Origin of the sequence: Escherichia sp. E3659 (genome assembly GCF_005781135.1) — a bacterium.
In the GTDB taxonomy this organism is placed as follows: domain Bacteria; phylum Pseudomonadota; class Gammaproteobacteria; order Enterobacterales; family Enterobacteriaceae; genus Escherichia.
The window spans coordinates 189,371-201,002 of the sequence record NZ_VATQ01000014.1 but is presented as its reverse complement, the minus strand read 5'-3'; the positions used below and the strand labels follow the sequence as shown (position 1 = coordinate 201,002).

The following is an 11,632-nucleotide window of genomic DNA, read 5'->3' as shown; positions in this document are numbered from 1 at the left end:
CAGGCCATAACAGTATCTACACAATCTTGCAAAATCAATACATTGCACGCTCTTCGTAGGCCTGATAAGCGTAGCGCATCAGGCAATCTAACGCCGGTCATCACCCCGCAAACTGCCTGAACAGCGCCTTACCCTTAACCAGTCGCGCACCCAGCCAGCCGCCGAAAAGCGACAGCAGCAGCGCACCGCTACACGGCAGCACAATCCACAATCGCCAGTCTGGCTCCCACGGGAAATCAAACACTTTCGCCTGCAACACTGCCAGCGCCGTTTCCGCACCAATTGCGGCCACCAGGCCGGAAACAAACCCAAGCATGGCGAACTCACACCACAATGTCGTGCGCAGCAGTTTTTTCCCCGCACCGAGTGTGCGCCACACCACCAGCTCCTGATGACGCTGACGCATTCCCACCTGCACCTGTGCCAGCAACAGCAACATACCGCAGGCGGTGACCAGCACCACCATCACTTCAAGCGCCCGACTTACCTGCTCCAGCACCTGACCGACCTGTTTTAAAATCGCGCCAATGTCTAACAGGCTAATGGTCGGGAACTGGCGGTTGAGTTGCGTCAACATGCCGTTGCCATTCTCCCAGCGGAAACTGGTAAGCCAGCTCTGCGGCTGCCCGTCCAATGCCCCTTCCGGGAAAATAAAATAGAAATTAGGCCGCAGACTTTCCCAGTCCACTTTGCGCAGGCTGGTCACTTTAGCGCGGAACTCCTGGGTATCGCCCATAAAAGTCACGGTATCGCCGAGGGCAACGTTTAAGCGTTTCGCCAGCCCCTCTTCCATCGACACTTCATCGGCTTTTGGCGGCCAGTTACCGGCGACAATCGGATTATGATCGGGCCGCGTATTTTGCCAGGTAAGATTGAGTTCGCGGTTAAGCGCCTCATCTTCATTACCTTCTGTCGGCTTGCCGTTAATCGCCGTCAGTCGCGCCCGCACTACCGGATAAAATGATTCCGGGACTATTTGATGTTCCGCGAGGAACGCTTTTAGTGGTGCTACCTGTTCTGTGGCGATGTTGATTAAAAAGTAGTTCGGGCTTTCTGGAGGTAGCTGCTGCTGCCAGCGGTCGAGCAGATCGCCACGCAACACCAGCAGCAGTGCCAGCAGCATAAAGGAGAGCGAAAATGCCGAAAGCTGGCTTAACGTTGACCACGGCTGACGTAACAGGCGGCTAACCGCCAGGCGCAGAGGTAGCGATTTCAGCGTCATGCGGCGAAGTACATTCAGCAGCATCCAGCCCAGCACACCGCATAGCAAAGCCAGTACTACCGCGCCCGCCAGCACCGCCCAGAGCAGCATACTGCCGCCCATTAATCCGGCGAGCAGCAGCACAACCACCACACTGACAATCGGCAGATAAAACTTCAGCGGCCAGACGTTCGCTACCACATCATTACGTAACACACGTAAAGGCTGCGTTGCCAGCAACAGGCGGTACGGTCGTAGCCCCACCAGCAGCGAGATGACTGTCATGGTGCCGAGCGCCCACAGCCACGGCCAGAGGCTGGCAGGCGGTAGTGCAGCAGGCAGAACGGGCTTGAGCAGCACCATCAACACGTTTTCGAATAACAGGCCTATCGCTCCGCCGGTAACGGCTGAAAGCACCAGCACCATCAACCACTGACCGACGATTAGCTTACGCAGTTGCGCTCGCCCAGCCCCCAGCGTTTTGAGGATCGCCACCAGATCGTAGCGACTACGACAGTAATGATTCATCGCCACCGCCACCGCTGCCACTGCCAGCAGCAAGGTCAGAAGCGCCGAAAGCAGCAGGAACTGTTGCGAGCGTTCCATCGATCGCCCCAGCGCGCCTTCGTCCTGTTCCAGACCGTACCAGCGTTGTTCGGGTTTAAGCTGAGGTAACAACCATTTCTCATAGCTGTCGAGCTGGTTCTCGCTGCCGCCGAATTTATAACGCCAGGTGACCCGACTCCCCGGCTGCACGGCTCCGGTTTTATCAACATCCGCCAGATTCATCATCAGACGCGGAGCCATCTGGAAGGGGTTAAAACCGGAATCCGGTTCCTGAATCACTTCTCCGGCAATCCGCAAGGTGGCATCGCCCACGTCAATGGTGTCGCCCGTTTTCAGGTTAAGCAGTGCCATCAGGCGTGGGGCCAGCAATACGCTGCCCGCCTGCGGTTTCAGGCCAGGGGGATTAGTTTGCAGATCGCCATACATCGGGTAGATATCATCCACCGCTTTGACGTTCGCCAGCTGCGGTGTGTCGCCCGCAAAGGTCATCGTGGCGAAAGTCAGCTGCTTGCCGACTTTCAGGCCGCGCTTTTGCGCTTCCTCCAGCCACGCTTGTGGCACTTCGCGCGAACTGCGCAACGCCCGATCGCCCGCCATAAACTCACGGCTTTGCTGGCTTAAACCTTTCTCCATGCGATCGCTGATATTACCCAGCGCCAGCACGCAGGCCACCGCCAGGCTTAGCGCCAGCCAGACAATTAATAGCGACGGCGAGCGCCATTCGCGCCAGAACCAACGTGCAATCATGCTTCCTCCTGCAACTGCCCGTTCACCAGCCGTAAGCAGCGGTCGCAGCGTGCCGCCAGTTGCAGGTCGTGGGTCACCATAATCAACGTGGTGCCATGTTCACGGTTGAGGGAAAACAGCAGGTCGGCAATTTTATCGCCCGTCTGGCGGTCAAGGTTGCCGGTGGGTTCGTCGGCAAACAGCACATCAGGTCGACCGTTAAAGGCTCGCGCCAGCGCCACCCGTTGCTGTTCACCGCCGGAAAGCTGTGCCGGAAGATGATCAAGACGTTTACCCAGCCCTAACTGTTCGAGCAACGCTTTCGCCCCGTTACGACTTTCCGCGCTACTCTCACCGCGCAGCAGCGCCGGAAGCTCGACGTTTTCCAACGCGTTAAGGGTAGGAATTAACATAAATGACTGAAAAACAAAGCCTACGTGCTTCGCGCGCAATTTTGCCCGCGCTTCTTCGTCCATATTATGTAGCGGTTGTCCCACCAGATTCACTTCGCCACTGCTGCCGTCATCCAGCCCGGCGAGGATCGCCAGCAAGGTTGACTTACCCGATCCCGACTCGCCCACCAGTGCGATGGTCTCGCCACGTTTGACAACCAGCTCAACTCCGGTGAGGATGGAGAGTTCATGCTCCCCCTGACCGACGGACTTCTTAAGATGATGAACTTCAACAATGTTTTCCGCTGGCATTTGCCCTTCCTGTTCCTGGTCCTGTTAACCTTTCGTGCCGCCGCAGCGGACACGTTATTGATTCTGGGTGATAGCCTGAGCGCCGGGTATCGAATGTCTGCCAGCGCGGCCTGGCCTGCCTTGTTGAATGATAAGTGGCAGAGTAAAACGTCGGTAGTTAATGCCAGCATCAGCGGCGACACCTCGCAACAAGGGCTGGCGCGCCTTCCGGCTCTGCTGAAACAGCATCAGCCGCGCTGGGTGCTGGTTGAACTGGGCGGCAATGATGGATTGCGTGGTTTTCAGCCGCAGCAAACGGAACAGACGCTGCGCCAGATTTTGCAGGATGTCAAAGCCGCCAACGCTGAACCATTGTTAATGCAAATACGTCTGCCTGCAAACTATGGTCGCCGTTATAATGAAGCCTTTAGCGCCATTTACCCCAAACTCGCCAAAGAGTTTGATGTTCCGCTGCTGCCCTTTTTTATGGAAGAGGTCTACCTCAAGCCACAATGGATGCAGGATGACGGTATTCATCCCAACCGCGACGCCCAGCCGTTTATTGCCGACTGGATGGCGAAGCAGTTGCAGCCTTTAGTAAATCATGACTCATAAAGCAACGGAGATCCTGACAGGTAAAGTTATGCAAAAATCGGTCTTAATTACCGGATGTTCCAGTGGAATTGGTCTGGAAAGCGCGCTCGAATTAAAACGCCAGGGTTTTCATGTGCTGGCAGGTTGCCGGAAACCGGATGATGTTGAGCGCATGAACAGCATGGGATTCACCGGTGTGTTGATCGATCTGGATTCGCCAGAAAGTGTTGATCGCGCAGCCGACGAAGTGATCGCCCTGACCGATAATTGTCTGTATGGGATCTTTAACAATGCCGGATTCGGCATGTATGGCCCCCTTTCCACCATCAGCCGCGCGCAGATGGAACAGCAGTTTTCCGCCAACTTTTTCGGCGCACACCAGCTCACCATGCGCCTGTTACCGGCGATGTTGCCGCACGGTGAAGGGCGTATTGTGATGACCTCATCGGTGATGGGATTAATCTCCACGCCGGGTCGCGGCGCTTACGCGGCCAGTAAATATGCGCTGGAGGCGTGGTCAGACGCACTGCGCATGGAGCTGCGCCACAGCGGAATTAAAGTTAGCCTGATCGAACCCGGTCCCATTCGTACTCGCTTCACCGACAACGTCAACCAGACGCAAAGCGATAAACCGGTCGAAAATCCCGGCATCGCCGCTCGCTTTACGTTGGGGCCGGAAGCGGTGGTCAACAAAGTGCGCCATGCTTTTATTAGCGAGAAACCGAAGATGCGCTATCCGGTGACGCTGGTGACCTGGGCAGTAATGGTGCTTAAGCGCCTGCTGCCGGGGCGTGTGATGGACAAAATATTGCAGGGGTGAGTTGAAGCGCGCGCTTAAGCCCCCATGTCAAAGAAAATATCGACAACAGAGAGCGACTCCATGTCCGTAGAAAATATTGTCAACATTAACGAATCTAACCTGCAACAGGTTCTTGAACAGTCAATGACCACACCGGTGCTGTTCTATTTTTGGTCTGAACGTAGCCAGCACTGTTTGCAGTTAACCCCGATCCTGGAAAGCCTCGCGGCGCAGTACAACGGGCAATTTATTCTGGCGAAGCTGGACTGCGATGCGGAGCAGATGATTGCCGCCCAGTTTGGTCTGCGCGCGATTCCGACCGTATATCTGTTCCAGAACGGGCAACCGGTAGATGGCTTCCAGGGGCCGCAACCGGAAGAGGCGATCCGCGCCCTGCTGGATAAAGTGCTGCCGCGCGAAGAAGAGCTGAAAGCGCAGCAGGCGATGCAACTGATGCAGGAAGGCAATTACACCGACGCCCTGCCATTGCTGAAAGACGCCTGGCAGTTGTCGAATCAGAACGGGGAGATCGGCCTGCTGCTGGCAGAAACGCTGATTGCGCTGAACCGTTCTGAGGATGCGGAAGCGGTGCTGAAAACGATTCCATTGCAGGATCAGGACACCCGCTACCAGGGGCTGGTGGCGCAAATCGAACTGCTGAAGCAGGCGGCAGATACGCCGGAAATTCAACAGCTGCAACAGCAGGTGGCGGAGAATCCAGAAGATGCCGCACTGGCGACGCAACTGGCACTGCAACTGCATCAGGTTGGGCGCAATGAAGAGGCGCTGGAGTTACTGTTTGGGCATCTGCGTAAAGATCTCACCGCCGCAGACGGTCAGACACGTAAAACGTTCCAGGAGATCCTCGCTGCGCTGGGTACGGGTGATGCACTGGCGTCGAAGTATCGCCGCCAGCTGTATGCGTTGTTGTATTAATTTTCCGTTGATCGGCACATGAACCACAACGCCGGATGCGATGCTGCGCATCCGGCATCGCATCATTTCTTCTTCAATTGCGTCACCACCAACTGGTGGCGCGAATTGTAAAACTTACGATAGGTTAAATAGCAGGCAATAATGGTCGACAAGCTGGCGGTTGAGAGCAGCATAAAGGTCACCATAATCTGATATTTAATCGCCTTCACCGGATCAATCCCGGCAAATATCAGCCCGGACATCATTCCTGGTAAACTCACTAAGCCAACCGTTTTTGCCGAATCGACCGTCGGAATTAAAGCCGCGCGAATACTGTCGCGAATCAATATCGCTGAAGCCTGTTTTGGTGTCGCACCAAGACTCAGTTTCTCCTGAATCTGTTGCTGTTCGCTGATAAACCGCTGCCCGAGATTGTTATAACACAGCCCGACTGCCACCATCGCGTTACCGGCAATCATCCCGGCGATAGGGATCACCTGCATCGGGATAAACTCAATCGACCCTGAGAGAATCAGCACCGCCAGAGTAATTCCCGCCCCGACCGTAATAGCAATAAATGACGAGACAAAGGCTTTAGCAATATATTTACTGCGTTTTTGCGCATTCCACGCCGCATTAAAGCAGATAAATAACACCATCAATAATGTCAGGCTGGCATCATCCACGCTGAAAATATACTTCAGCACATAGCCGACAATAATCAGCTGAATTATCGCACGCCCCACACTCCAGAGAATATCTTTCTCCAGCGCCAGTTTTTCTTTATGGCTAATTAAGATTGCGACAACCACCAGCATTAATGCCAGTGCCAGTGACTCGTTGGTAATATTATGCGTGTTCATAGCGTGCTTCCTGCATTTCTCCGGCATGCGGTTGCAGTGTAATCACCTTATCCGCATGATTAATTTCGTCTTTATCGTGCGTCACCCACAACACCGCAATATTTTGCTCACGTACATAGCGGTGGATCATCTCATTGACGTTGCGTTTGTTGCTTTCATCCAGCGCACTGGTGATTTCGTCGAGCAATAAAACCTTCGGCATAAATTGTAGGTTACGAATCAATGAGATGCGTTGTTTTTCACCACCAGATAGCTCGGCGATATTTTTCGTCAAAATGGTGTCCGGCAAAGAGAAACGTTCGAGAAAATCGAGAAAAATGGCCGGATCAGGCTGCTGGTTACGGATCAGCCAGGGAAAGATCAGGTTATCGTAGACCGTGTCGCCAAACAGAGCCGGCGTCTGGGCGCAGTAAGAAACTTGTTGGCGATAGGTTTCTGGCTTTAGTGTGCTGACATCCTCACCTTCAAACAGTAACGTTCCGCTGGTCGGGCTGATTAATGAAGCAACTATTTTTAGTAGCGTACTTTTACCGCAGCCGGAAGGGCCAGTAATTAACTTAAATTCGCCAGCACGCAGCGAAAAATTGATGTTATTGAGAATCTTCGTATCGCCCGCCTGATATCCAACATTTTGCAGTTGGAGCAAAAGACTATTTTCCTGCATTGCCCATCCCTTTTCTGATTTTTACTAAAAACAGTTTATCCTCCGCAAGAATAAGGGGGAACTCTCTTTCAGTAATCAGGTATAATTTGTTTAATCAAGCAGCAATTTTGCTCTTTATGGACGGTACAACAGGAGGTTTTTCCGATGCTTATTTTTATCCCGATTCTCATTTTTGTCGCGCTGGTCATTGTTGGCGCGGGCGTCAAAATCGTTCCGCAGGGCTATCAGTGGACGGTAGAACGATTTGGTCGTTATACCAAAACATTACAGCCGGGGCTCAGTCTGGTGGTGCCGTTTATGGACCGCATTGGTCGTAAGATCAATATGATGGAGCAAGTGCTCGACATCCCATCCCAGGAAGTTATCTCGAAAGATAACGCCAACGTCACTATCGACGCCGTTTGCTTTATTCAGGTGATTGATGCCCCGCGTGCCGCTTATGAAGTCAGCAATCTGGAACTTGCGATCATCAACCTGACCATGACTAATATCCGTACCGTTCTGGGTTCAATGGAACTCGATGAAATGCTCTCTCAGCGCGACAGCATTAACTCGCGTCTGCTGCATATTGTCGATGAAGCCACTAATCCGTGGGGGATAAAAGTCACCCGTATTGAAATTCGCGATGTGCGCCCACCGGCTGAGCTTATCTCTTCGATGAACGCGCAGATGAAAGCGGAACGTACCAAACGCGCTTACATTCTTGAAGCGGAAGGGATCCGTCAGGCGGAAATCCTCAAAGCCGAAGGTGAAAAACAATCGCAAATCCTGAAAGCGGAAGGTGAACGTCAGTCGGCATTCTTACAGGCCGAAGCGCGTGAACGTTCTGCCGAAGCGGAAGCCCGCGCGACCCAAATGGTGTCTGAAGCCATTGCTTCTGGTGACATTCAGGCGGTGAATTACTTCGTGGCGCAGAAATACACCGAAGCGTTACAGCAGATTGGTTCCTCCAGTAACAGCAAAGTGGTGATGATGCCATTAGACGCCAGCAGTCTGATGGGGTCGATTGCCGGGATTGCTGAACTGGTGAAAGACAGCGCGAACGAGCGAAATAAATCATGATCGAGATGATAGCTATCCATCCGCATATTTTTTGGCTGAGTCTCGGCGGTCTGCTGCTGGCAGCCGAGATGCTGGGCGGCAATGGTTATCTGTTATGGAGCGGTGCCGCGGCGGTGATTACTGGCCTGATGGTCTGGCTGCTGCCGCTGGGTTGGGAGTGGCAAGGGGTGATGTTTGCCGTCCTGACGCTACTTGCCGCCTGGCTGTGGTGGAAATGGCTGGCACGAGGCGTGCGCGAACAAAAGCACAGTGACAGTCATTTAAACCAGCGCGGTCAACAGCTGATTGGCCGACGTTTTGTGCTGGAATCACCGTTAGTCAACGGGCGCGGTCATATGCGCGTCGGCGACAGTTCATGGCCCGTCAGCGCCAGCGAGGATCTCGGTGCAGGTACGCATGTTGAGGTGATTGCGATTGAAGGGATAACGCTGATCATCCGTGCGATCATCGCCTGATGCGACGCTGACGCGTCTTATCATGCCTACAAAAATATGCCCGAACCGTAGGCCGGATAAGGCGTTTACGCCGCATCCGGCAGTCGTGCGCCGATGCCTGATGCGACGCGGACGCGTCTTATCATGCCTGGAAGTCTGCGCCTGAACGTAGGCCGGATAAGGCGTTTACGCCGCATCCGGCAGTTATGCGTCGGTGCCTGATGCGACGCTGACGCGTCTTATCATGCCTGGAAGTCTGCGCCCGAATCGTAGGCCGCCTCCGCCATATTAACTGGCATTGACAAATTACTCGTCACTACCTTTATTCATGTTTTTTTGGTCTTCATCCGGATAGTGTTTTTTTAGATATTCCAGGACGTTTTTATTGACCTTGTGTTGGGTATACACCCACCCTTTCCAGTAATCAGGCTGGTCCAGGTAAACTTCTGGCGGAATGGTGAAATCAGAAAGCGTTAACCATTCGGCTAACAGATCGGGGTTTCTCTTCTGGATCAACTGCAACAGCATGATCAGCGACATGGCAGAGGCAGGAGCCGTACTATCGCCGCTTAAATACTTCCACACCGTAGAGCGATTCGAACGAAAAAGGATGGGGAGCAGCGCCCTGTCCAGATTCATTTCATTAAAAATCTTCTCAAATTCATTCATTTAATTTTCCTGCCTGGCGTAAACCTCTTAAAAATTGAGATTTATCAAAGAAACGCATTCTAGCACACATCAGGAACCGCTTCACGTTTAGCCCAGAAACAACATTTATTTCGCTTATCAAAACAAGTCTTTACTCTTTTTTACATTGAAAGAGCACAAAATGATTTTCAATTTTATTTATATAAGAAACACTTTTTGTTTCTTATGGGTGATGTTTACGCTTACACAAGACAAAAACGCGCTTTACATCACACAAATGGCGGCGTAGATTTCGATTAAATTGCAACGCAAATTAATTCTTATAACAACGTTATACGTTGCTTATAGAAACAAATATGTGACTTACTTTGAACGAGAAAAAATGCATGAAAACTGTAAAGCTGTCTTTACTGGCTGTCGTTGTTGCTACCGCGGTAAGTCCATCTGCGTTTGCGGGTGATACTGTTGAGGCAGCAGCGACAGAATTAGCGGCAATCCAGCCAGGAATGTCGCAAATGGAAATTGATCAGAAAATTGGTCGATTTTTAGAAAGGACAGGAAATAGCGCAGCCGCACAAAATTACCTGATTGCGCATGATTACAAAACTACAACGCCTCAGGAAGATACAACTGCTTCTCCCGTACAGCCCACCAGTACGCTCAACCCGATAACCAATCAAGCGCAGATCGACCGCGACAACGGGCAGGATACCGCCATTCAGAACGCGCAGCACACTGCCAACTGGGCATCGCTGAAAGCCGATGATGCGCATCATGCCATTATGGTGGCGCAGACGGATATTGATGCCAATAAAGCCGCCATCACCGACGCCCGCAATGATGTCTCCGCCGTGCAGTCAGACGTCAGCACCATAAAAGGCGATGTCGCACATGCCCAGTCAACGGCTGACCATGCGAACGCTAACGCCAACACCGCACTGATGAACGGCGTCAAACTTTCCGCTGCCGTGACGGAAAATAAAAATAATATCGAACAGAACCGCAGCGATATTGCTGACCAGCAGCAACAGCTCGACGAAACTCAGAAAACCGTTGCTGCCACCGGTGATGTACAGACTGCCGCCCGATATCAGGGCATGATTGACGCCAGACAGACAGCCGCTACCAATGCGCAGCAGGAACAAGCAGACACCCAGCAGCAACAAATTACTGATCAGCAGAAGCAAATCGACGCGACGCAAAAAACGGTTTCTGCACTTGGCGATGCCCAGACCAGCGCACATTATCAGCAGATGGTTAACGCCAGACTGACCGCACAAAACGATGCGAATGCGCGTACTGCAGCAGAACAAAAACAGAAAATTGATACTCTGGCGACCAACCAGGCTACGCAACATATCGATAGTGTGCAGTATGGGGAGCAAATTCAGCGTCTGGCGCAAGACTCAACGCAAACGCATGAACAAATTGACAGCCTGACACAAGACGCAACCCAAACGCATCAGCAGTTAAGCAACACGCAAAAACGAGTAGCGGATAACAGCCAGCAGATTACGACGCTCAATAACAATTTCAGTTCGCTGAAAAACGAAGTTGAAGATAACCGTAAAGATGCTAATGCGGGGATCGCGTCAGCCATTGCCATTGCCTCACAGCCGCAGGTGAAAACCGGTGATTTAATGATGGTGTCAGCGGGAGCAGGAACCTTCAACGGTGAATCTGCGGTGTCTGTCGGAACATCTTTTAATGCTGGAATTCATACGGTAATTAAAGCGGGAGTCTCAGCGGATACACAATCTGATTTCGGCGCAGGTGTCGGCGTGGGATATTCGTTCTAATTTTAATAGCAATTTCTTATTCGCAATTTTCCGCACATTATTTAAGGTTAACAATGATGAATAGCACCATTAAATCGTTTTCCCTGCTGGCGGTTATATTACTGGCTGGCTGTAGTTCTCCCACTTCCCGCATCGCAGATTGCCAGGCGCAGGGCGTCAGTCATGACACCTGTTATCTCGCAGAACAACAGCGTCAGGCGGCTATTTTAAGTGCATCCGAGGCACAGGCATTTAAAAATGCAGAAGCCGCACAACATGCCCAGGCCGCTAAAAAATCCATTTATAAAGGATTTGGCGTCACCTTCAGAATGAGCAGTAAAAACTTTGCTTATCTCAATGATTCATTATGTGCCATAGATGAAGATAATACCGATGCTACGGTTTATCAGTCGGGCCTGTATAACGTCATTGTTTATCATCACACAGGAAAAGTCGCCTTAATGAAAGAAGGCCAGCTTGTGGGTTATTTAAAATGAAGGAGCAAAAGAAAATGGCCCTGACGCATATTATGATTATCGGTGCGTTTATTTTTGCCTTCTTGCAAGTAGCATTATTAGCCTCCCTGGTTCACGCTGTGAATGTTAACAACGAAATCCAGGAAGGCTTATTTCAGTCGGGGCGCATTATGGTAGAAAGTTTGCAACATATTCTCTCGGTGCAAACGGGGATTAACTGAT

Annotated in this window: 13 protein-coding genes; 8 read left to right on the top strand and 5 right to left on the bottom strand. The window is 51.9% G+C overall.

The annotated features are described in order from the left end of the window. Positions 1-100: 100 nt before the first annotated feature. Together ybbP and ybbA are read right to left on the bottom strand one after the other, a co-directional pair. Complete coding sequence (gene ybbP, locus FEK47_RS12090; RefSeq protein ID WP_135486556.1) at positions 101-2,515, bottom strand: putative ABC transporter permease subunit YbbP; 2,415 nt, start codon at positions 2,513-2,515, stop codon at positions 101-103. Next, entirely contained in the window at positions 2,512-3,198 is a 687-nt protein-coding gene (gene ybbA, locus FEK47_RS12085) for a putative ABC transporter ATP-binding protein YbbA (RefSeq protein WP_032237096.1), read from the bottom strand. Before ybbA ends, ybbP begins: the two co-directional genes overlap by 4 nt. On the opposite strand from ybbA, the gene tesA reads away from it, so the two are divergent. The 3 genes from tesA to cnoX are packed head-to-tail and all read left to right on the top strand — an operon-like array spanning position 3,169 to position 5,506. Further along, the gene (gene tesA / locus FEK47_RS12080) at positions 3,169-3,792 is read left to right on the top strand and encodes a multifunctional acyl-CoA thioesterase I/protease I/lysophospholipase L1 (RefSeq protein WP_001295836.1); all 624 of its coding nucleotides are present in this window, start codon (positions 3,169-3,171) and stop codon (positions 3,790-3,792) included. The two genes, ybbA and tesA, sit on opposite strands and share 30 nt — an antisense overlap. Then, positions 3,782-4,591 carry an NADP(+)-dependent aldehyde reductase gene (gene ybbO, locus FEK47_RS12075; RefSeq protein WP_135486557.1) on the top strand — a complete coding sequence of 270 codons (810 nt, stop codon included), beginning with the start codon at positions 3,782-3,784 and terminating at the stop codon, positions 4,589-4,591. The genes tesA and ybbO overlap by 11 nt, the downstream gene beginning before the upstream one ends. Before the next feature lie 60 nt (positions 4,592-4,651). Then, the gene (gene cnoX / locus FEK47_RS12070) at positions 4,652-5,506 is read left to right on the top strand and encodes a chaperedoxin (protein ID WP_001295322.1); all 855 of its coding nucleotides are present in this window, start codon (positions 4,652-4,654) and stop codon (positions 5,504-5,506) included. 62 nt (positions 5,507-5,568) lie between these two features. Here cnoX and fetB read toward each other — a convergent pair whose 3' ends face one another. Together fetB and fetA are read right to left on the bottom strand one after the other, a co-directional pair. Then, entirely contained in the window at positions 5,569-6,348 is a 780-nt protein-coding gene (gene fetB, locus FEK47_RS12065) for an iron export ABC transporter permease subunit FetB (RefSeq protein ID WP_130223166.1), read from the bottom strand. Further along, the gene (fetA, locus tag FEK47_RS12060) at positions 6,335-7,012 is read right to left on the bottom strand and encodes an iron ABC transporter ATP-binding protein FetA (protein WP_135486558.1); all 678 of its coding nucleotides are present in this window, start codon (positions 7,010-7,012) and stop codon (positions 6,335-6,337) included. The genes fetB and fetA overlap by 14 nt, the downstream gene beginning before the upstream one ends. Before the next feature lie 144 nt (positions 7,013-7,156). Between fetA and FEK47_RS12055 the strand changes: the two genes are divergently transcribed. Both FEK47_RS12055 and FEK47_RS12050 read left to right on the top strand, forming a co-directional pair. After that, positions 7,157-8,074, top strand: a complete 918-nt coding sequence (locus tag FEK47_RS12055) for an SPFH domain-containing protein (RefSeq protein WP_000904498.1) — start codon at positions 7,157-7,159, stop codon at positions 8,072-8,074. Then, entirely contained in the window at positions 8,071-8,529 is a 459-nt protein-coding gene (locus tag FEK47_RS12050; protein ID WP_135486559.1) for an NfeD family protein, read from the top strand. Before FEK47_RS12055 ends, FEK47_RS12050 begins: the two co-directional genes overlap by 4 nt. 285 nt (positions 8,530-8,814) lie before the next feature. Here the strand turns inward: FEK47_RS12050 and FEK47_RS12045 are convergent, their stop codons facing one another. Further along, the gene (locus FEK47_RS12045; RefSeq protein WP_001001643.1) at positions 8,815-9,177 is read right to left on the bottom strand and encodes a hypothetical protein; all 363 of its coding nucleotides are present in this window, start codon (positions 9,175-9,177) and stop codon (positions 8,815-8,817) included. A gap of 731 nt (positions 9,178-9,908) precedes the next feature. Here FEK47_RS12045 and FEK47_RS12040 point away from each other — a divergent pair. The 3 genes from FEK47_RS12040 to FEK47_RS12030 are packed head-to-tail and all read left to right on the top strand — an operon-like array spanning position 9,909 to position 11,631. Continuing rightward, the gene (locus FEK47_RS12040) at positions 9,909-10,955 is read left to right on the top strand and encodes a YadA-like family protein (protein WP_240727730.1); all 1,047 of its coding nucleotides are present in this window, start codon (positions 9,909-9,911) and stop codon (positions 10,953-10,955) included. A 53-nt stretch (positions 10,956-11,008) separates the two neighbouring features. Beyond that, positions 11,009-11,431 (top strand): hypothetical protein, encoded by a 423-nt coding sequence (locus FEK47_RS12035; RefSeq protein WP_135486561.1) that lies wholly within the window; start codon positions 11,009-11,011, stop codon positions 11,429-11,431. Then, entirely contained in the window at positions 11,428-11,631 is a 204-nt protein-coding gene (locus tag FEK47_RS12030) for a hypothetical protein (protein WP_130215523.1), read from the top strand. Before FEK47_RS12035 ends, FEK47_RS12030 begins: the two co-directional genes overlap by 4 nt. Position 11,632: the final 1 nt, after the last annotated feature.